This is a genomic window from Micromonospora sp. WMMD734 (assembly GCF_049178975.1).
Classification (GTDB): domain Bacteria; phylum Actinomycetota; class Actinomycetes; order Mycobacteriales; family Micromonosporaceae; genus Micromonospora; species Micromonospora wenchangensis.
Map to the genome: position 1 here is coordinate 2,157,163 of NZ_JBMHMK010000001.1, position 20,255 is coordinate 2,177,417.

Annotated in this window: 15 protein-coding genes; 8 read left to right on the top strand and 7 right to left on the bottom strand. The window is 76.1% G+C overall.

Annotated features, from left to right (window positions below; translation table 11 throughout):
- Positions 1-59: 59 nt before the first annotated feature.
- Positions 60-878, top strand: coding sequence for an IclR family transcriptional regulator domain-containing protein (locus ACN267_RS09110; RefSeq protein WP_204959857.1), 819 nt, complete (start codon positions 60-62; stop codon positions 876-878).
- Here ACN267_RS09110 and ACN267_RS09115 read toward each other — a convergent pair.
- Positions 809-1,507, bottom strand: a complete 699-nt coding sequence (locus ACN267_RS09115) for a TetR/AcrR family transcriptional regulator (RefSeq protein WP_204959858.1) — start codon at positions 1,505-1,507, stop codon at positions 809-811. The two genes, ACN267_RS09110 and ACN267_RS09115, sit on opposite strands and share 70 nt — an antisense overlap.
- Positions 1,508-1,657: 150 nt before the next feature.
- Between ACN267_RS09115 and ACN267_RS09120 the strand changes: the two genes are divergently transcribed.
- Both ACN267_RS09120 and ACN267_RS09125 read left to right on the top strand, forming a co-directional pair.
- Positions 1,658-2,824, top strand: coding sequence for an acyl-CoA dehydrogenase family protein (locus ACN267_RS09120; RefSeq protein ID WP_204959859.1), 1,167 nt, complete (start codon positions 1,658-1,660; stop codon positions 2,822-2,824).
- Complete coding sequence (locus tag ACN267_RS09125; protein WP_421488406.1) at positions 2,814-3,953, top strand: CaiB/BaiF CoA transferase family protein; 1,140 nt, start codon at positions 2,814-2,816, stop codon at positions 3,951-3,953. The genes ACN267_RS09120 and ACN267_RS09125 overlap by 11 nt, the downstream gene beginning before the upstream one ends.
- A 104-nt stretch (positions 3,954-4,057) precedes the next feature.
- On the opposite strand, the gene ACN267_RS09130 is transcribed toward ACN267_RS09125, so the two are convergent.
- On the bottom strand, positions 4,058-4,705 hold the full coding sequence (locus ACN267_RS09130; RefSeq protein ID WP_421488407.1) for a DUF2238 domain-containing protein: 648 nt from the start codon (positions 4,703-4,705) through the stop codon (positions 4,058-4,060).
- A gap of 204 nt (positions 4,706-4,909) precedes the next feature.
- On the opposite strand from ACN267_RS09130, the gene ACN267_RS09135 reads away from it, so the two are divergent.
- Positions 4,910-5,887, top strand: a complete 978-nt coding sequence (locus tag ACN267_RS09135) for an ATP-binding cassette domain-containing protein (protein ID WP_204959862.1) — start codon at positions 4,910-4,912, stop codon at positions 5,885-5,887.
- Positions 5,884-6,711 carry an ABC transporter permease gene (locus ACN267_RS09140; RefSeq protein ID WP_204959863.1) on the top strand — a complete coding sequence of 276 codons (828 nt, stop codon included), beginning with the start codon at positions 5,884-5,886 and terminating at the stop codon, positions 6,709-6,711. The genes ACN267_RS09135 and ACN267_RS09140 overlap by 4 nt, the downstream gene beginning before the upstream one ends.
- Here ACN267_RS09140 and ACN267_RS09145 read toward each other — a convergent pair.
- Positions 6,671-9,880, bottom strand: a complete 3,210-nt coding sequence (locus tag ACN267_RS09145; protein WP_421488408.1) for a BTAD domain-containing putative transcriptional regulator — start codon at positions 9,878-9,880, stop codon at positions 6,671-6,673. The genes ACN267_RS09140 and ACN267_RS09145 overlap by 41 nt on opposite strands.
- Before the next feature lie 14 nt (positions 9,881-9,894).
- Complete coding sequence (locus tag ACN267_RS09150) at positions 9,895-11,049, bottom strand: hypothetical protein (protein WP_421488409.1); 1,155 nt, start codon at positions 11,047-11,049, stop codon at positions 9,895-9,897.
- Positions 11,050-11,321: 272 nt separating this feature from the next.
- Here ACN267_RS09150 and ACN267_RS09155 point away from each other — a divergent pair, with 272 nt between their 5' ends.
- From ACN267_RS09155 to ACN267_RS09165, 3 genes are all read left to right on the top strand, one after another.
- Entirely contained in the window at positions 11,322-12,968 is a 1,647-nt protein-coding gene (locus ACN267_RS09155; protein WP_204960324.1) for an ABC transporter ATP-binding protein, read from the top strand.
- Positions 12,965-14,698, top strand: coding sequence for an ABC transporter ATP-binding protein (locus tag ACN267_RS09160; RefSeq protein WP_281897684.1), 1,734 nt, complete (start codon positions 12,965-12,967; stop codon positions 14,696-14,698). The genes ACN267_RS09155 and ACN267_RS09160 overlap by 4 nt, the downstream gene beginning before the upstream one ends.
- Before the next feature lie 254 nt (positions 14,699-14,952).
- Positions 14,953-15,660, top strand: coding sequence for a VOC family protein (locus ACN267_RS09165; RefSeq protein WP_421488410.1), 708 nt, complete (start codon positions 14,953-14,955; stop codon positions 15,658-15,660).
- Between the two features lie 29 nt (positions 15,661-15,689).
- On the opposite strand, the gene ACN267_RS09170 is transcribed toward ACN267_RS09165, so the two are convergent.
- The 3 genes from ACN267_RS09170 to ACN267_RS09180 all read right to left on the bottom strand — a co-directional run bounded on the left by ACN267_RS09170 (position 15,690) and on the right by ACN267_RS09180 (position 20,183).
- Entirely contained in the window at positions 15,690-16,580 is an 891-nt protein-coding gene (locus ACN267_RS09170; protein ID WP_421488411.1) for a hypothetical protein, read from the bottom strand.
- The gene (locus ACN267_RS09175) at positions 16,577-17,053 is read right to left on the bottom strand and encodes a hypothetical protein (RefSeq protein ID WP_204959869.1); all 477 of its coding nucleotides are present in this window, start codon (positions 17,051-17,053) and stop codon (positions 16,577-16,579) included. Before ACN267_RS09175 ends, ACN267_RS09170 begins: the two co-directional genes overlap by 4 nt.
- A gap of 82 nt (positions 17,054-17,135) precedes the next feature.
- Entirely contained in the window at positions 17,136-20,183 is a 3,048-nt protein-coding gene (locus ACN267_RS09180) for a M48 family metalloprotease (protein ID WP_421488412.1), read from the bottom strand.
- Between the last annotated feature and the right edge of the window lie 72 nt (positions 20,184-20,255).

A 20,255-nucleotide genomic window follows, 5' to 3' on the forward strand; every position in this document is an offset into this window, starting at 1 on the left:
TCCGACGCACCCGGCGGGTGACCGCCCGCCGGGTGCGGGGCAGCCAGCGAAGGGACTCCATGGGGCGCGAGACCGGAACCGACTTCATCGAGGCGCTGGCGCGCGGCCTCGACGTGCTGCGCTGCTTCCGGCCGGGCCAGCCGACGATGACGCTCAGCGAGATCGCCGCGGTGACCGGCCTGGCCCGCCCCACCGTCCGCCGCATCCTGCTCACCCTGGAGGAACTGGGCTACGTGCGGGCCGCCGACCGGGGCTTCGCGCTCACCCCCCGGGTGCTGGAGCTGGGCGTGGCGTACGTCAACTCGCTGAGCATCTGGGACGTCGCCCGCCCGCACATGCGGCAGCTGGTGACCGAGACCGACGAGTCGACCTCACTGGCCCAGCTCGACGGCAGCGACATCGTCTACGTGTCCCGGGTGGCGGTGCCCAAGATCGTCACACTCGCGGTGACCATCGGCACCCGGTTCCCGGCCGTGGCCACCTCGATGGGCAAGGTGCTGCTGGCCGCCCTCACCCCGGCGGAACTCACCGCCGTGCTGGCCGTGCCGAGCCGCTCCGGCATCGCCGCCCGCTGGCAGCCCGACCGCGACGAGCTGGACCGGGAACTGCGTGAGGTGCGGGCGCGCGGCTGGGCCCTGGCCGACCAGGACCTGGCTGCCGGCATCCGGTCGGTCGCCACCGGGGTACGCGACGGCGACGGCCGGGTGGTGGCCGCGCTCAACGTCACCGTGCACGCCGCCGAGACCTCACTGGAGCGGCTCACCGACGACCACCTGCCCCGCCTGCTGCGCACCGCCGCCGCGATCAGTCAGGACTGGGCCCGGCTCGACACCGTGCCGATGGCGGTGCGACGGCCCGAGCCGGTCCCGCCGGCCTGAGCCGCCCGCGCCGAGCCGACGATCGCCGGATAGACCTGCTCCACGATGGTCAGCAGGGTGGCGGTCAACAGCAGGTGCACCTGGTCGCGGTCCAGCGCGCCCCGCTGGAGCCACTCCCTGGCGGTCGAGATGGCCAGCCCGCCGTACGCCCGGATCATGCCGCGCAGCTCGGCCCGGCAGGTCGTGGCGTCGGCCAGCCCCACCGCGACGAGCACGCTGTCCGCCGCGACCTCCTCGGCCTCGGTGAGCACCCGGGCGACGTCGGCGTCGTGGCCCATGTCGCCGGCGGTCACGGCGGCCAGCCAGGAGTCCCGGTGCCGGGACACCACGTCGAGGAACCAGGTGACGCTGGCGTCGACCCGGGTGCGCAGGTCGCCGTCGGGCAGCCGTTCGACGGCGACCCCGGGCACCGTCACCATCACCCGGACGACCTCCAGGTAGAGCTGCTTCTTGGTGCCGAAGTAGTGGTTGATCAGGCCCCGGGCCACCCCGGCCTCGCGGGCGACGTCGGTGGTCGACACGTCCGCGTACGGGCGCGCGCCGAACAGCCGTACCGCGCAGGCGAGGATCTGTCCCCGCCTGGCGTCGGGCTCCAGCCGTCGTCGCCGGGGGTCGGTGTCAACGCTCATCCGCCGAACCCTATCGGCAGGTCGGCGCGGCGTGTCCCGGGTCGGCGGGCCGGTCCCGTCGCCCGGGCGGCGACCGGCGGCGACCGGGCCGACGACGGACGATGATCAAGGATTGTTGACACGTCGCCAACAGGGCGTGAGGGTGGAACCATGCCGACGCCTGGACTCGACACCTACACCCCGCCGTGGCGCGCGCCCGAACACGACGACCTCGCCGACCTCGCCCGGGACTTCTTCACCCGGGAGGTGCTGCCGCACACCGAACGGCTGCTGGCGCAGGGCCACCCCGACCGTGACCACTACCGGCGCGCCGGCGAGCTGGGCCTGCTCGGCCTGTCCGTGCCCGAGGAGTACGGCGGGGGCGGCGGCGGCTTCACCCACGAGGCCGTCCTGCTGCACGAGCAGACGCACGTCGGGGAGAGCACCCTCGGGCTGGCCGTGCACAGCGGCATCGTCACCGGCTACCTGGTCGCCTACGGCAGCGCCGAGCAGAAACGGCGCTGGCTGCCCGGCCTGTGCCGGGGGGAACTCGTCGGGGCGATCGCGATGACCGAACCCGACGGCGGCTCCGATCTACAGGCGATGCGGACCCGGGCCGTGCGCGACGGCGACGACTACCTGGTCACCGGGGCCAAGACGTTCATCAGCAACGGCGGCCTCGCCGACCTGGTCATCCTGGCCGTCAAGACCGACCCGACGCAGGGCGCCGCCGGCATCTCCCTGCTGGTCTGCGAGGTCGACGCAGAGCCCGAGGGATTCCGGCGGGGCCGGCTGCTGTCCAAGATCGGGCTGCACGGCAACGACACCGCCGAGCTGTTCTTCGACGGGCTGCGGGTGCCGGCGGCGAACCTGCTCGGCGGGGCCGAAGGGCTCGGGTTCGGCCAGATGATGCGGCAGCTCCCCCAGGAACGCCTGGTCATCGGCATCGGCGCGGTGGCGGCGATGCAGCGGGCCGTCGAGCTGACCACCGCGTACGTCAAGGAACGCACCGCCTTCGGCAAACCGCTGATCGGCCACCAGAACACCCGGATGGTGCTCGCCGAGTGCGCCACCCGGACCCGGGTCAGCCGGGTGTTCCTCGACGACTGCATCGGCCGTCACGACCGTGGCGAGCTGGACGTGGCTACCGCAGCGATGGCGAAGGCCTGGCTCACCGAGGGACAGTGCGAGGTCGTCGACAGGTGTCTGCAACTGTTCGGCGGCTACGGCTACACCACCGAGTACCCGATCGCCCGGATGTACGCCGACGCCCGGGTGCAGAAGATCTACGGCGGCACCAACGAGATCATGAAGGAGCTGATCGCCCGTGCCCTGTGACCCCGACGCGCCCACCGGCGGACCGCTCGCCGGGGTACGGGTGGTGGAGCTGGCGAGCCTCGCCCCGGCCCCGTTCGGCTGCATGGTGCTGGCCGACCTCGGCGCGGACGTGGTGCGCGTCGACCGGCCGGGCGGCGTCGGCCCGGGACGGCTGAGTGTCCCGGCGACCGGCCCGCTGCACCGGGGGCGGCGGGTCACCACGCTGGACCTGAAGACCCCCGCCGGGGTGGCCGACCTGCTGCGCCTGGTCGACCGGGCCGACGTGCTGGTCGAGGCGTACCGGCCGGGGGTGGCCGAGCGGCTCGGTTTCGGGCCGCGGACCTGCCGGGACCGCAACCCCCGCCTGGTGTACGCCCGGATGACCGGCTGGGGGCAGGACGGCCCGCTGGCCGCCCGCGCCGGGCACGACATCGACTACATCGCGCTGGCCGGCGCGCTGGAGCCACTGGGCCGCCCCGGCCACCGCCCGCACGCCCCGCTGAACCTGCTCGGCGACTTCGCCGGGGGTGGGATGCTGCTCGCGACCGGGGTGCTGGCCGCGCTGCTGGAACGGGAACGCTCCGGCCTCGGGCAGGTGGTCGACGCCGCGATGGTCGACGGGTCGGCGCTGCTCACCGCGTTCCTGCACGGGATGCTCGGCGCGGGCCGGTGGACCGCGCCCCGGGGCGGCAACCTGCTCGACGGCGGGGCACCGTTCTACGACACCTACCGCACCGCCGACGACCGGTTCGTGGCGGTGGGCGCGCTGGAACCGGCCTTCTACACCGCGCTGCTGACCGGGCTCGGCCTGGCCGACGACTCGACGCTGCCCGCCCAGTACGACCCGGCCGGCTGGCCGGAGCTGCGGCGGCGGTTCGCCGCCCGGTTCGCCGAGCGCACCCGCGACGAGTGGACGGCTGTCTTCGCCGACCTCGACGCCTGTGTCGCGCCGGTGCTCGCCCCCACCGAGGCGCACCGCCATCCGCACAACGCCGCCCGGGGGACGTTCGTCGAGGTGGACGGCGCAGTGCAGCCGGCACCGGCGCCCCGGTTCGCCCGGACGCCCGCGCCGCCGCCCCGGCCGGCACCGGACCCGGCGGACCCGCTGGACGTCGCCACGGTCCTCGACACCTGGGCCGACCGACCGTGACCTGCCGACCCGGCCGGCCGGCGACCACCGGTCCGGCGCCCGACCGGGTGTGGCGGTGGGCGACCGGCGGGCAGTCGAGCCGGAGCGGCGACGGACCGGGCCGGTCAGCCCACCGGGACGGCGGGAGCCGGGCGGGCGGGGGTGGCGGCCGGTAGCTGGCGGTCGTGCCACCGGCTGAGCAGGGCCAGCGAGGTGACCGCCCCGACCAGCGCGAGGAACATGTCCCACTGGGTGTCCCAGACGTCGCCCTGGGTGCCGAGGAAGTCGTCGGCGGCGGCGCCACCGGCCACCGAGGACCACCACTCGATCATCTCGAAGAAGGCGCTGAAGGCCAGGCAGGCGCAGACCACCAGCGGGGCGAGCCACCGGCTGCCGCGCAGCGGGGAGCGCCGGACGAGGATCTCGCGGACCAGGATCGCCGGGACGAAGCCCTGCACGAAGTGCCCGAGCCGGTCGTACGGGTTGCGGGACAGGTCGAGCGCGTCGCGTACCCAGTCGCCCAGCGGGACCCGCGCGTACGTCCAGTGGCCGCCGACGACGAGGACCAGCGCGTGCGCCGCCAGCAGGCAGCACAGCAGGGTGGTCAGCGGGAACCGCCGCCACACCAGCAGCACCACCGGCACGCCGACGAGCACCCAGACCGTCTCCAGCAGCCAGGTCAGCCGGTCGTACGGCCGAATGCCGGACAGCACCAGCGCCACGACGACGAGACCCAGCAGCACCGGCGGGACGAGGGTACGGGCCCGGGTCACGGCGACCACCTGTTCGATGCGTGGGGGCCGCCCAGTCGCCGCCCGGCCGCCGACGATAACAGCGCCCGCACCCGCTCGCGGTCGCCGGGCCGGATGCTCCCCGCCGGCCCTGACCCGTCCGCTGCTGACCCCCGGGCGGGGGCGTCAGCGGCGTGTCGGTGGCATGTCGGCGCGGTGTCAGCCGGCGGGCGCACGCTGGCCGGCATGACAGCTGAGTTGATGATCGAAGCCGAGGGCCTGGTCAAGTCCTTCGGCCGCACCCGGGCGTTGCAGGGGGTGGACCTCGCCGTGCCCCGGGGCACCGTGCTCGGGGTGCTCGGCCCCAACGGGGCCGGCAAGACCACCGCCGTGCGCATCCTGTCCACGCTGCTGACCCCGGACGCCGGCACCGCCCGGATCAACGGCCTCGACGTGGTACGCCAGGCCGAGCGGGTCCGGCAGTCCATCGGCCTCACCGGCCAGTACGCCTCGGTCGACGAGGACCTGACCGGGCGGCAGAACCTGGAACTGTTCGGGACGCTGCTGGAACTCGGCCGGGCCGGCGCGCGGCGGCGGGCCGCCGAACTGCTCGACTGGTTCGACCTGACCGCCGCCGCGAACCGGCCGGCCAAGACCTACTCCGGGGGGATGCGCCGCCGGCTGGACCTGGCCGCCAGCCTGGTCGGCTCACCGGAGGTGATCTTCCTGGACGAGCCGACGACCGGCCTCGACCCGGCCAAGCGCGAGGACATGTGGGACGTGGTCCGGTCGCTGGTGGCCAACGGGGCGACCGTGCTGCTCACCACGCAGTACCTGGAGGAGGCCGACGCGCTGGCCGACGCGATCACGGTGATCGACCACGGCCGGGTCATCGCCCACGACACCCCGGACGGGCTCAAGCGGGTCGTCGGCGGGCAGACCCTGGAGGTGCGCCCGACCGACCCGGCACAGCTGGCCCCGACGGCGGCGATCCTGTCCGCGGTGGGCTCCGGCGCACCCGCCGACGAGATCCGCAGGGGTGTGCTCGCGGTGCCGGTCACCGACGACTCCGCGCTGACCGCGAGCGTCGCCCGGCTGGCCGCCGCCGGCATCGCGGTCACCGAACTCTCGCTGCACCTGCCGAGCCTCGACGAGGTCTTCTTCACCCTCACCGGCCGTACCGCGGCCGACGACGACACCACCCGTACGGAGGTCGCCGCATGAGCACCCTGACCGGCACCCCGCCGCGCACCGGGCCGACGCTGTCCACCGTCGTGGCGCACCCCCGGCCGCTGCGCCTGCTGCGGCACTCGCTGGCGTTGGCCAAACGCAGCCTGATCAAGACCTGGCGCACCCCGGAGGCGTTGATCGACGTCACCCTGCAACCGGTGCTGTTCCTGGTCATCTTCGTGTACGTCTTCGGCGGCGCGGTCGCCGGCTCCACCCACGACTACCTCCAGTACCTGCTGCCGGGCATCCTGGCGCAGACCATCGCCACCGGGTGCATCGCGATCGGCGTCAACCTCAACACCGACATCGCCAAGGGCATCTTCGACCGGTTCCGGTCGCTGCCCGTCCCCCGGTCCGCACCCCTGGTCGGCGCGGTGTTCGGCGACGTGGTGCGGTACGTGATCGTGACCGTCTCGACCCTGGGGATCGGCTACCTGCTCGGCTTCCGGGTCGAGTCCGGCCCGGTGCGGGCCCTCGCCGGGTGCCTGCTCGCGGTGCTGTTCGCGCTCTGCCTGAGCTGGCTGCCGGTCTACGTCGGGATGAAGGTCCGCACGCCGGGCGCGGTGCAGGGGGTGATGTTCGCGCTGATCATGCCGTTGAGCTTCGCGTCCAACGTGTTCGTCGACGCCGGCACCCTGCCCGGCTGGATGCAGGCGGTGGTGACGGTCAACCCGCTGACCCACCTGGTGACGGCGATGCGCGGACTGTTCCTCGGCACCCCGGTCGGCAACCACGTGTGGTGGACGCTGCTGTGGTGCGCCGGCTTCGTGGCGGTGTTCATGCCACTGGCGCTGCGCGCGTACCGTCGGCGGGTCTGATCCGGCCGAGCAGGTCGTCCATCAGCTCGCCGATGCGGGCGGCGGCCGCGGGGGCCGGCCGCGCCCGCCACCCGGCCAGCAACGGCTCCCGCCGCGCCTCGTCACCGAGGGCGGCGGTGAGCCGTTCCCCGATGCCCGACGGGAAGAACGCCGCCGAGTTGCTGCCCAGCCGGGTGCCGAGCGCGAACAGCTCCCGGGCGGTCCCGACGTCGTCGCGCCAGGCGGCGAGTTCGGCACCGCCCAACGCCCAGGTCCCGATCACCGGCAGGTCCCGCGACGACAGCGCCTCCGCGCCGGCGGTGGCCAGCAGCTCGGTGGCGCGGAGGTCGACGTCGCGCCGGGCGGCCGGCCACACCTCGGCGATCCGCAGGCGCAGCACCGCCACCGCGACCCGCAGCACCACCCGGGGCTGCGGCGGCGGGCCGGTCCAGCCGGCCAGCGAGCGGACCACCGCGTCGGCGTGGTCGAGCGCCTCGGCGTGCCGCCCGCGCTGCCAGGCGAGGCGGGCCAACCCCAGGCCCGCCTGCGCGGTCTCCACCTCCTCCCCCCGGCCGGGGGTCGCCGTCTCGACCAACCGCCGCTCGGCCGCCGGGTCACCGCGCAGCGCGAGCTGCACATCCAGCACCACCCGGGCGGCGCGGACGTCCTGGGTGGCGCCGATCAGTTCCATGTGGTGCACGCCGCGCGCCAGCCACTCGGTGGACCCGCCGTCGGCGGGGGTCAGGCCGTGCCCGACGACCTGCGCCGCCATCGCCATCCCCCAGTGGTCGCCGGCCGTCTCGAACCGGCGGTACGCCTGCTCGGCGTCGGCCACCGAGGCCGTCGGCAGACCCCCGCTGTCCCCGATCGCCGCGCGGGCGAACAGGCCGAAGCCCTGCACGTACGGGTCGGGATGCTCGATCAGGGTGGTGGTGCCCGGCAGCGCCTGCTCCGGGTCGAGCTGGTCGAACGCCGGCAGCACCGAGGCGAGCACCGCGTGCCGGGAGGAGACCTCCCGGGGCCGCTCGGCCAGCAGCCGGCGCAGGGCCCGGCGGGCGAGCACGGCGAGCCGCAGCGGGCCGGTGATGCCGGCGTTGACCACCACCAGCAGGCACATCCAGGCCAGCCGGTCGGCGTCGGGCAACGACCGGCCGCTGGCCCGGCCGGAGACGATCGCCGAGCCGCCCCGCCGCTCGGGGGCGTCGAGGTGCAGCAGGCCCTGGGACCAGCCGGAGACCTCCAGGTGCAGGCCCCGCACCGCCCACAGGTGGAACAGCGGGGTGGCGATGTCCACCACCGCCGGTTCGTCGTCGTGCCCGGCCGCCCACCGCAGGCCGGCGACGAGATTGTCCTGCTCGGCGGCGCACCGGTCGAACGCGTCGAGCTGGTCGGGACCGATGAACCGGTCGAGCAGCCCGACCGCCTGCCGCCGGGCCCAGCCGACCAGGCCGGCCATGGCCGGGGCACGGTCACCGGCGGCGTCGAGCCGGGCCTCGCCGTACTCGCGGACGGTCTCCAGCATCCGGTAGCGGGGTGGGCCGTCGCCCTCGACGAGGGTCAGCAGGGACTGTTCGACCAGCCGCGCCAGCCCACGCCGGACGTCGGGGAGGCCGGCGACGGCGGCGGCGAGGTCGGCGGTGAACGGGGCGGGGACCACCGCGACCCGCTGGAGCAGGTCCCGGTCGGCGGGGGCGAGCAGTTCCCGGCTCCAGTCGACCATCGCCCACAGGCTCGCGTGCCGCTCCGGCAGGCCGCGCAGCGCGGCGTCGAGCAGCGCGAACCGGTCGGTCAGCCCGGCGAGCACGTCGTCGATCGGCATGTGCCGCAGCCGGGCGGCGGCCAGTTCGAGGGCCAGCGGCAGGTTGTCCAGCCGGTGGCACAGCGCCAACGCCCGGTCGGTGTCCCAGGTGGGCACCGCACCCCCGGCGCGGGCCCGGGACTCGACAAGCGCCACCGCGTCGGCGTCGGGCAGCACGGTCAACCGGTGGACCCGCTCCCCGGCCAGGCCCAGCGGCGCCCGGCTGGTCGCCAGCACGGCCACCTCCGGTGGGCTCACCGCGAGCAGGTCCGCGACGACCGCCGCCACCGGGTCCAGCAGGTGTTCACAGTTGTCCAGCACCACCAGGCCGTCGAGATCCGGCGCCAGGGCACGCAGCCGCTCCTGTGGGGTGAGTACCCGGCGGTCGAGGCCCAGGGTGCCGCCGGCCGTCGTGGTGTCCGCCCCGCCAAGGGTCGCCAGGACGGCGGGCAGCACCTCCTCGGCGGCCCGCAGGCCGGCCAGTTCGATCACCCGGGCCGGTCGTCCGGCCGCCACCGCCCGGCGTACCACCTCGGCGGCGAGCCGGGTCTTGCCCGCGCCGCCGGTGGCCACGACGGTCACCAGGGCCGCCTCGGTCAGCGCCGCCTCCACCGCCTCGACGTCGTGCTCCCGGCCGACGAGCGCGGTAACCGGCCGCCGCCATGCCGCCGGCAGGGCCGTCCGGGCCGGCGACGCCGGGGCGGCCGGGGGGCTCAGTTCACCCCGCAGCAACGCCAGGTGGACCTCGCTGATCACCGGCGACGGGTCGGTGCCGTAGCGGTCGGCCAGTTCGGTGCGCAACCGCGCGAGCACCTCCAGGGCCTCGGCGTCGCGCCCCTGGGCGGCGAGCATCCGGACCAGCAGGGCGGCCGACGGCTCGTCCGGCGGGGTCCGCGCCACCAGCCGCCGCAGGTCGCCGTCGTCGTACGGGCCGGGGCCGGTCAGCGCCGCCTCGGCGCGTAACGCGACCACGTCGGCGAACAGCCGGCTGGTCTCCCCGGTGTCCCACTGCGGCACCTCGGGGAACAGCGCCCGGGCCGCCTCGGCGGCGTCCCGGGCGGCCGGGCCGGCACCGTCGCGCAGAGCGGCCCGGCCCCGCTCCAGCAACGACCGGGCCGCGACCGCGTCGACGGTGACCTGCTCGGCGGGCAATCGGTAGCCACCCGGCACGGCGAGCACCGGGAGCCCGAGCCGGCGGACCCGGGAGACCAGGGCCTGCACCGCGCCTGTCGCGTCGTCCGGCGGCGTGCCGTCCCACACCGCGTCCACCAGCAGCGGGGTGGAGACCGCCCGGCCCCGCGCGTCGACCAGCGTGCGGATCACGGCGGCGAGCCGTTCGCCCCGGATCGGCCGGCCGTCGACAGTGAGCGGGCCGAGGATGCTGATCTGCACGGGTCCAGCATCCCTCACCGGGATGCCGCTGCGTCGTCGTCCCCGGGCCAGCGGTGGGCCCACCGCGCCCGGACGACCCCGACCAGCACCGCCAGCAGCAAGCCGGCGACGATCACCCCGACCCCCAGCAGCAGTGACCAGGTCCCGCCGACGGCCGCCCGGGGACCGGCGGCGGGGGCCGCGCCCGGGGACACCGCCGTCGGGGACGCGCTGGACGCTGCCGGTGCCCGGTCGGATGCCGTCGGGGCGGGCGGGGACGACGCGGCCGGTGTGCGGGCCGCCGGGCGGGCGTAGCGCAGCACCGTCGGCCGGGTGCCGGGCGGCTGGCCGGCGGTCTCGGAGACGGTGAGCAGGAAGCGGCCGTCGCGGCTGTAGCTGACCGACTCGCCCTGCGGCTCGTCGGGCAGCGCCACGATCCGGGGCGTGCCGCCGGTCAGCGCGGCCACCACGTCGCCGTCGGTGACCTCGTACTCGAAGGCGTCGGCGTAGCTGCGCAGCACCACCGCACGGCCGTCCGGGGCGACGGCCCCGCCGGTGACCAGCCGACGACCGAAGAACGAGTACGGGTTCGGGGTGGTGGTGAGCGGCAACCGGACCTGCCCGGCCAGCGTCAACGGCACGGTCGCGCCGGCCCGCAGCGGCCCGGCCGGCAGGTAGACGCCGGCGCTGCCGCCCTGTTTGGTCACCACCACCGGGCGGCCGGCCCCGTCGAGCAGCAGCGCCTCCGCGTCGTGCGCCCCGTCGGGGTAGGTCAGGCGGTGCAGCACCGGTCGACGGGCTCCGGGCGGCAGTGTCCACAGCGCCACCGTCGACCGGGTCCGGTCGTTGTCGCCGATGTCGGCGACCCAGACCGTGCCGTCCGGGCCGACCGCCAGGTCCTCGGTGTCGCGGGGCCGCGACGGGTAGGCCACCGTCCGCACCACCGCGCACCGGGTGTCGAGGAAGAAGATGCGGCGGTGGGACGCCTCGTCGGCACCGTCGTTGACCATCACGAACCCGGAGTCGGTGGCCACCATGCCGGAGATCTCGGTCAGCCGCCCGTCGCGGATCCGGCACACCGTGGTTGGCGTCGCCGCGCGGGCCGGGCCGGGGACGGCCACCGTCGCCGTGCCGACCACGAGCAGCGCGGTGAGCAGCGCCGACCCACGGGTGGCCGTCCGCCACGCCATCGACCCTCCCCCGCCGTGGCCGGCGACGCCCGCCGCCGACGATCCGAACACAGGAGCTTGCCGGTCGTCGTACGCCGCGTCAACGCCGCCACCGGGCCGGGCACTGAGGTGTACGCCACCGCGCGGTGGCCCCGGACGGGCCGGTGCGGCCGGCGGCCGGTGACTAGCCTGGGTCGGTGCCTCCACGCCTGCCCCATCCGGACCCGGGCACCCCGGACACGGCGGGGCCGCTGCGGTACATCTGGTGGCTGGTCCGCTGCCAGCCGTGGCGGGTGCTGCGCGGCTCGCTGTTCGGCACGGCCTGGATGGTGGGGCTGTCGGTGCGGCCGTTCCTGGTCGCCCGCGCCGTCGACGACGGGCTGCGCACCGGCGACCTACGGGCGTTGCTCGGCTGGGTCGCCGCGATCGTGGCCGCCGGGGCGGTGTTGGCCTGGCTGGGCATCATGCGGCACCGGACGATGACGTTCATCCGCGAGGACGCCAGCGCCCGCTCGGCGGCCGTGCTGCTGCGGCAGCTCGCCCGGGTCGGCGCGGTTCTTCCCCGCCGGCTCGCCGCCGGTGACGTCGCCACCGTCGGCGGGTACGACATCGTGCGCACCTCGCAGGTGCTCACCCTGACCGGCCCGGGGGTGGGGGCGGTGCTGGCGTACGCGGTGGCGGCCGTGGTCCTCTGGTCGATCGACCCGGTGCTGGCGCTGGTGACGCTGCTCGGGGTGCCGGTGGTCGCGTTGGTCGTCGGCCCGCTGCTGCGCCGCCTGGAGCGGGCCGAGGCGGTCTACCGGCAGCAGCAGGGCGAGCTGACCACCCGGGCCGACGACATCGTCGCCGGCCTGCGGGTGCTCGCCGGGGTCGGCGGCCGGCACCTGTTCGCCCGCCGGTACGCCGCCCGGTCGCAACGGCTGCGGGCCGAGGGTTACCGGGTCGGCGCGGTGCTCAGCTGGGTCGACGCGCTGACCACGGTCATCCCGGGCGTGTTCCTCGCCGTGGTGGTGTGGTTGGCCGCCCGCACCGCCGTGGCGGGCGGGATCACCGTCGGGCAACTGGTGGCCGTCTACGGCTACGTGGCCGTGCTCATCGTGCCGGTCTGGTTCCTGCTGGAGGGCAGTTACCAGCTGATCCAGGGCCGGGTCGCGGCCCGGCGGATCGTCGACCTGCTCCGGCTCGACCCCGACCCGGTGGGCGGCCCGCCGACATGTCCCGCCCCGGCCGGCCCGGCCCCGCTGCATGACCCGGACAGCGGGCTGACCGTCCCGGTGGGCCGGCTGGTCGGCGTCGCCGCCGACGACCCGGCCGACGCGGTGGCCCTGGCCGACCGGCTGGGCCGGTACGTCACCGGCGCGGTCACCTGGGGCGGAGTTGCGCTGACGGCCGTCGACCTCGACGAGGTGCGCTCCCGCATCCTCGTCGCCGACCACGACGGATACCTCTTCGCCGGGACGCTGCGGCAGGTCCTCGTCGGCCCGCACGACACCGTCGACGACGCCCGGATCGACGCGGCGTTGCACGTGGCGTCGGCCCGCGACATCGTCGAGGGGCTGCCCGACGGCCTCGACGCCCCGGTCGGCGAACGGGCCCGTACCCTCTCCGGCGGTCAGCGGCAGCGGGTCCGGCTGGCCCGTGCCCTGCTCGCCGACCCGGAGGTGCTGATCCTGGTCGACCCGACATCGGCGGTGGACGCGCACACCGAGGCCCGGGTGGCGCAGCGCCTGCGGCAGGCCCGTACGGGACGCACGACGGTGTTGCTGAGCACCTCACCGGTGCTGCTCGGGCACGCCGACACGGTCGTCCACCTGCGCGCCGGCCGGGTCACCGGCACCGGGACGCACGCCGCGCTGCTGGCCGCCGACCCGGACTACCGGCGGCTGGTCTCCCGCACCAGCGGCACCGACGACACGCCTGCGGGGCGGACCGGCCGATGACGAAGCTGCCGGTCGCGGGCCCGACGGTGGTCCGGCGGGCCGCCCGTGACATGCTCGCGGGCGACCGGTGGGCGGTCGTCGGGGTGCTGGCGTTGCACAGCGCCGCCGCCCTCGCCGGGCTGGCCGCGCCGTGGCTGATCGGGCGGATCGTCGACCAGGTCACGGCCGGAGCCGGGGCGGGCGCGGTGGACCGGTCGGCGCTGGCCATCGGCGGTTGCGTGCTGGCGCAGGGGCTGCTCGCCCGCTACGCCCAGTACGCCGGGCACCGGTTCGGTGAGCGGGCGGTCGCCCGGCTCCGCGAGGACTTCGTGACCCGGCTGCTGGGCCTGCCCGTCTCGGTGGTCGAGCACGCCGGCACCGGTGACCTGGCCACCCGCAGCTCGGTGGACGTGTCCACGGTGGGCACCATGCTGCGCGACGTGGTGCCGGTGGTGGTCATCGCGGGGACCCAGTTGACGCTGCTGTTCGGCGCGGTGTTCCTGCTGGACCCGCTGCTCGGCCTGGTCGCGCTCGCCGGGCTCCCGTCGATCGCGATGGTGGTGCGCTGGTACCTGCGCCGGGCCGCCCCGGCCTACCTGGCCGAGGGGGCGGCGACGGCGGAGCTGACCGAGGCGCTCACCACGACCGCCGAGGGCGCGCGGACCATCGAGGCGCTGCGGTTGGGCGGCGACCGGGTCGCCCACGGCACCGCCCGGATCGGCGCGGTGTGGACCACCCGGCGGGCCACCCTCGCCCTGCGGTCGGTGTTCTTCCCGGTGGTGGAGGGCAGCTATCCGATCCCGATCGCCGCCGTGCTGATCACCGGGGGTGTGCTGCTGTCGCGGGGGCGGGTCAGTCTGGGTGAGGTGGTCGCCGCCGCGCTCTACCTGCAACAGGCGGTCGACCCGCTGGACCGGCTGTTGCTGTGGGTGGAGCAGGCGCAGCGCGGCATCGCCTCGTACGCCCGGGTGCTCGGGGTGGGGCAGGTGCCGCCGGAACCCCGGGGCCGGGCGGCCCTGCCCACCGGGCGCGTGGTGCAGGTGCGCGGGGCGACGTTCCGGTACGCGGACGGTCCGCAGGTGCTGCACGGCATCGACCTGACGGTCGCGGCGGGGGAACGGCTGGCCGTGGTCGGCCCCTCCGGGGCGGGCAAGTCCACCCTGGCCCGGTTGCTCGCCGGCATCGACGTGCCCGCCCGGGGGGTGGTGAGCCTCGGCGGGGTCGCGGTCACCGACCTCGACCCGGCCGAGCGCCGCCGCCGGATCGCCCTGGTCACCCAGGAACACCACGTCTTCCTCGGTACGCTGCGGGACAACCTGGCGTTCGCCGCGCCGGGCGGCACCGACGCGCAGTTACGGGCGGCCCTGGCCGCGGTGGGGGCCGACTGGTACGCCGACCTGCCGGACGGTCTCGACACCCCGCTCGGGGCCGGGGTGCGCGACCTGGGCCCGGCCGAGGCCCAGCAGGTGGCGCTGGCCCGGCTCGTGCTGGCCGACCCGGACATCCTGATCCTCGACGAGGCGACCGCCGCGTTGGACCCGACGACCGCCAGGCGCACCGAACGGGCGCTCGGTGCGGTGCTGGCCGGCCGTACGGTGATCGCCATCGCGCACCGGCTCAACACCGCGCACGACGCCGACCGGGTTGCGGTGCTGGAGGACGGCCGGATCACCGAGATCGGCCGGCACGACGACCTGGTCGCCGCCGACGGCGTCTACGCCTCCCTCTGGCGTTCCTGGCACGGCCACTGACCGGCCACCACCAGTTCGAAAGTTTTCCCTGCCTATGTAGCCCATGGGCAGGGGTTCGACGCCCAGGACCACTTGAAGTTTCCGAAACATTTCCGTAAAGTCATCACGGTCGATGTGGTGGACGGTGGCCCCCGTCGTCGGCAGGCAGGTCCGGGCGGCAACGCCCGTCCCCCGCCCGGACCCCTGCCGCCACCCGGTGGCCGCGCGCCGTAAAACCGTTGTCGCCCACCGGCGGAGGTCGCTACGGTGCCGGGATGCTCCCGCGACACCTGACGTTGACCCTGGACGCGCGGCACCCCACCCGACTGGCCCGGTTCTGGGCCGACCTGCTCGGCCAGGACACCGTCGAAGACGGCACCGACGGGGTCCGCCTGCCCGGCACCGACACCCGACCCGACCTGCGGTTCGTGCCGGGCCAGCCGCACCGCACCGGACCCCACCGGATGCACCTGCACCTGACCAGCGACAGCCCCGACGACCAGCGGCTACAGGTCGCACGGGCGATCGCCCTCGGCGGCAGCCACCTCGACGTCGGGCAGCGCCCCGAGGAGACGCACGTCGTGCTGGCCGACCCCGAGGGCAACGAGTTCTGCGTCATCGGGCCGGGCAACACCTTCCTCGCCGGATGCGGCCGGCTCGGGGAGGTCGCCTGCGACGGCACCCGCGAGGTCGGCCTCTTCTGGAGCCGGGCGCTGGGCTGGCCGCTGGTGTGGGACCAGGACCAGGAGACCGCCGTCCAGGCACCGCACGGCGGCACGAAGGTCGCCTGGGGCGGGCCGCCCGTCGCCCCGCAGCGGGGCCGCAATCCGCAACGGTTCGACCTCGCCGCCGCCGGCACCGACCCCCGCACGGAGGTCGACCGGTTGGTCGCCCTCGGAGCCACCCGGCTCGACGCCACCGCCGACGGGGTCGTCCTGCTGGCCGACCCGGACGGCAACGCGTTCGGGGTGACCGTGGGCTGACCCCCACCCCTCGGGGCGGGTCCGCCCGCCTACCGGGGCGTGGCCGCCTCCCGCAGCCCGTCGTACAGGGCGCGCGCCACGGCGGCCGGGACGTAGCCGGCGCGGGCGCTGTCCACGTACACCACCCGGTAGCCGTCGGCGGTGTGCAGCGTGCCGCCGCCGTCGAGCAGCCGCCGCTGGTTCGCCGCGGACAGGTTCTGCCCCGGGTTGGCCACCAGCCACCGCCGCGCCGGATCGGCCCGGAACGCCTCACGCAGGCCCGGCAGCAGCGACAGGTAGCTATCGCCGCCCGGCGGCTCGGGCGCGGTCACCGGATAGATGGTGACCACGTTCTTGCCGGCCGCCGCCCGGACCAGCGGGGAGTTGGTGACCAGCCCGGCGTACGCCGCCCGGGACATCATCACCTTCAGCATCACCAGCGCGAACCCGGCCTGCCGGGTGCCCAGGTAGCTCTTGACCGTCTCGTTGTCGGGAATCAGCCGCCCGAACGGCTCCCGGGCGCCGGCCAGCGGCACCGTGTCCAGGGTCTCGTCGTTGCCGACCAGCGGGTCCAGCAGGTACCCCTCGCCGCCCGGGTCGGCCGGCAACGCCGCCCGCAGATCGGGGTGCCCGTTGGTCCCGGCCCAGGCGAGGAAGGCCACCAACTCGGTGCGCATCGCCACCCGCGCCCGGGCCACCGCCGCCTCGTCGCTGGTCGTGGTGTTCGTCGGGGTGAACCGGAAGGCGCTCGGGTAGCCGGCCAGCCGGTCGACCAGGACGTCGGCGGCCGGCAGACCACCCGTCGGCGACGAGCCGGGCGTGGGCGTCGACGGCCCGGCGGCCGACGGTCGGGGGTCGCCGGGCCCGGCACAGCCGACCAGCAGTCCGCCCAGGGTGAGCCCCGCCAACCCCAGCAGCCGGCGGCGGCTCGGCCCGGTCACGACCCGTCCCCGAGCTGGCGGCGCAGCAGGGCGGCGTACGCGGCCTCGGCGATCAGCTGGCAGCGCCGGCGGGACACCCCGAGGGCGGATCCGGCGGTGAGGATCGCGTCGCGGACCGCCTCGGCCTGGGCCAGCACCTCCGGGGAGACCACCACGTCGGTACGGCGGGAGCGCGGTCGCCACCGTCGCCACAGGCGTCGCCAGCCCCGCTCGGCGGCGGGGGCCAGCACCTGGGTCAGCGCCGCCGCCAGCACCGGGTAGACCACCGTCACGAGCAGGCCGTCATCCAGCCCGACGCCGATCCGTCCACCGTGCCACCGCCCGCCCCGCCCCGGTGTCCCCAGCTCACCGGCGAGCCAGGCGGCGGTCACCTCGGGCAGCAGCGCCGACTCCTGCGGCGCGGCGGCCAGCACCACCTCCCGCGCGAGGTCGCTGAGCAGCATCGGCCCCGGCCGGGCCGTCAGATCCGTCATGGTGCACCGCCGATCGGTCGCAGGGTCGGTAGGTCGATGGTGGAGGGTCGCCGCCAGCGGGTCGGGTACCGGCGGGTCACGGTCAGGAATCGAGGGCGTGCACGACCAGACGGGCACCGACCACCGCCAGGTCGTCCAGGAGCAGTCGCTCCTTCGGCTCCAACTGGTCGCGGAACGGGATACCAAGGGCGATCTCGGCGGACAGCACGGTGCGCCCCACCGCGACGACGACCCGCGTCCCACCGGCGACGGCGGGCAACCCGCCCACCGTCGACGAGTCGGTGATCCTGACCCGCAGGCTGTCGTACGGCAGGTCGGCGCGGGGCATGGCCACCGTCCACCGGTGCGCGACGCCACCGTCGGCCAGCGCCGACGGGTACGACCAGCGGGGGCAGGCGGTGACGGCCTGCCGGGCCGCCGCGAGCACCCGGGCCGCCGCGTCGGCCGACGGGTACGACGTCAGCCGCAGCTGGAAGGTCGCGCCCAGCGGTGGCAACGTGGTGGCCGGCACCGCCAGTACGACCGTGCCCTCGGCCGACGCCGGCCGGGCCCGCTCGGCGCGGGCGTCGGCGGCGAACCGGTCGGCGCAGGCCGACGGCCGCACCCCCGCCGGGTCGGTCACCCCGAACGGGCTGAGCCCCGACGCGGGAGTCCAGTCCGCCGGCAGGCTGCGTCGCGCCTCGGCCAGGGCGGCGTCGACCGCGGCCCGGTCCAGCGGCCGGCCCGGGTCCCGGGCTGCCGGTCGAGGACGTCCGTCGTCCGGCGCGGCGGGTTCCACCCGGGCCGACCGCAGCAGATCCCAGTCGCCGGCCCGCCCGGTCACCGGCGCGGTCCAACCCGCCGCCACCCCACCGGCCACCGCCACGGCCACCAGCGCCGCGAGCACCGGCGGCGGCCAGGACGCCCAGGGACCGTGGCGGCGCGCCGGCCGGCGGCGGCGGGCCCACGCCCGGCACCCGGTCCACAGCTCACGCAGGAGCAGCACCGGGGGCGACGTGACCACCAGCGCGGCGAGCAGCAGCCACGCCGGCCGTTCGAGGAAGGCGAGCAGGTGCGCCGGCGCCGGGCCGACGCCGGCGACGACGTCCCGGGCGAACTGGACGGACCCGGCGGCGACGGTGACCCCGACCCCGGCCGTCCAGGCCACGGCGGTGCCCCGGACCCCCCGGGCGAGCAGCACCACCGACGCGACCCACCAGCCGGCCGACGCGCACAGCCACCAGCGGAGGAACAGCAGGAAGAAGGCGTCCCCACCGGCGGTCCGGCCGGCGACCAGCTCGGTCGCGGCGAGGCCGGCGACGACCGCCGTACCGCCGGTCAGCAGGATCAGCGCGATCAGCCGCCGGGGGCCGGCGGCGACCGGCGCGGGCGGCGCGTCCGGCGGGGAGGCCGCCGGGCGCGGTGGCCGGCGGGCACGGGTCGGCCGACGTACCAGCAGCAGGGCGGCCAGCGGCACCGCCGGTAGGGCCACCCGGGCGGCGAAACCGGGGGTGCTCCACAGGGCCCGGTCGATCGGCCCGCTGTGCCAGGCCCAGTGGCCGAACACCAGCAGGGTGGCGGTGGTCAGGACCGCCGTCAGCAGGGCCGCCACCGCGAGCACCGTGACCACCAGGGTCAACCTCCGGCGGATCCCCGACGGCACCCGCGCCACCGCCTCGGCGAACCCGACGGCCACCGTGCCGACCCCGACCAGCACCGGCAGCAGCGCGGCGAACGCACCGAGGTGGAAGCCGGCGAGGAACACCCCGTACACCGGGCTGGTCGCCCCGAAGCCGGGCAGGAGGTATCCGCCGGCCAGCCCGAGCCCGGAGCCGAGCATCCGGGACCACCGCCGACGTACCGACGCGGGGCGGCGGGACCACAGCGGCACCACGACCACGGCCCAGCACAGGGCCGCGACGGCCATCGCGACGTCACCGGCGTCGCCCGGCGCAACCGCGCCGACCCCGTGCGTCAGCGGCCGCAGCAGCGACTGGAAGCCGAACATCGCCACCAGGCCGGCCACCACCGCGACGGTGAAGCCGTCCTCCCAGCGCGGTTCCCGGTCGAGCGCCCGGACCCGCTGCGCGCCCGTCGGATGGCGGGCCAGCCAGCGGCCCGGCCACCACCACCGCGCCCGACGGGGCGGGTCGTCGTCACCACCGGCGGCGGCCAGGGCGTCGCGCAGGTCGGCGTGGTCGACCGCGAACCGGTCGGCGGCGTGCTCACGGCGGCGCAGCACCGCCGCCCGCGACAGCAGCGTCCCGGCCGCGAACAGCGCGGTGACCGGCAGGGTCAGCACGTAGTACCGGGTCGCCGGCCCCGGATCGACCAGCACCGGCGTCACCACCAGCACCAGGACCGGCAGGATGAGCCCACCGGTCCACCGGGTCGCCGACGCCCACGCCACATCCCGGGCCCGCACGTGCGCCAACTCGTGCAGCAGCACCAGGTCGAGCAGGTCCGGGCGGCCGTACGCGTGGGCCACCGGCACCACCACCAGCGGCCGGCCGAACGGCACCGCCGTGGTGTACGCCTGCCGGACGCCGACCGGTGCGACGACGAGCCGGGGCCGACGCCGGTCGAGCCCGAGCGTGTCGCACCAGTGCTCGAAGCGTTCCCGCACCACGGCGACACCCCGTTCACCGGCCGGGCGACGGCGGACCCGACGCCACACGGCGTGGCGCGCGGACAGGCCGTCGAGCAGCACGGCCACCCCGGCGAGCCCGAGCACCCCCACCGCCCCGCCGAGCTGGGCCAACCCCCGGACCAGCTCGAAACCCGCGGCGCACCGGTCGTACCGCGCGCCCCGACCGAGTAACCGGGCGGCCTCCCCGCCGTCCGGCGGGAGGTCGTCGAGTGCCGCGCACGCCTGGACCTCGCCCCAGCGGCCCAGGTCGTGCACGACGAAGACGGCGTCGCCGGCCGCCACCCCCACCCCGGCCAGGCAGAGCAACATCAGCAGGTGCAGCCAGCGCAGCCGGGTGGGCCGGCGGCGACGCGGCAGGCCGGCCGGCGGCGGACCCGGCACCGCTGCGGCACCGGACGGGGCACCCGCCGGTGGGGCGGTGTCGACGCGGACGACGGGTGGGGCGGCGTCGGCCGGGGGTTCCGCATCGGTCGGGAGTGGACGGTGGTCGGTGCTGCCCATGCGTCACCCGCTTTCCGCTCGGCGGCGGCAGGGCGAGCGTAGGGTGCCGGTCACCGCAGGGCTGTCGGATCT

Bases quoted from the DNA above. Each gene is read 5' to 3' on its own strand.
- ACN267_RS09110 (WP_204959857.1), top strand. From the start codon at position 60: ATGGGGCGCGAGACCGGAACCGACTTCATCGAGGCGCTGGCGCGCGGC.
- ACN267_RS09115 (WP_204959858.1), bottom strand. From the start codon at position 1,507: ATGAGCGTTGACACCGACCCCCGGCGACGACGGCTGGAGCCCGACGCC.
- ACN267_RS09120 (WP_204959859.1), top strand. From the start codon at position 1,658: ATGCCGACGCCTGGACTCGACACCTACACCCCGCCGTGGCGCGCGCCC.
- ACN267_RS09135 (WP_204959862.1), top strand. From the start codon at position 4,910: ATGACAGCTGAGTTGATGATCGAAGCCGAGGGCCTGGTCAAGTCCTTC.
- ACN267_RS09140 (WP_204959863.1), top strand. From the start codon at position 5,884: ATGAGCACCCTGACCGGCACCCCGCCGCGCACCGGGCCGACGCTGTCC.
- ACN267_RS09150 (WP_421488409.1), bottom strand. From the start codon at position 11,049: ATGGCGTGGCGGACGGCCACCCGTGGGTCGGCGCTGCTCACCGCGCTG.
- ACN267_RS09160 (WP_281897684.1), top strand. From the start codon at position 12,965: ATGACGAAGCTGCCGGTCGCGGGCCCGACGGTGGTCCGGCGGGCCGCC.
- ACN267_RS09165 (WP_421488410.1), top strand. From the start codon at position 14,953: ATGCTCCCGCGACACCTGACGTTGACCCTGGACGCGCGGCACCCCACC.
- ACN267_RS09175 (WP_204959869.1), bottom strand. From the start codon at position 17,053: ATGACGGATCTGACGGCCCGGCCGGGGCCGATGCTGCTCAGCGACCTC.
- ACN267_RS09180 (WP_421488412.1), bottom strand. From the start codon at position 20,183: ATGGGCAGCACCGACCACCGTCCACTCCCGACCGATGCGGAACCCCCG.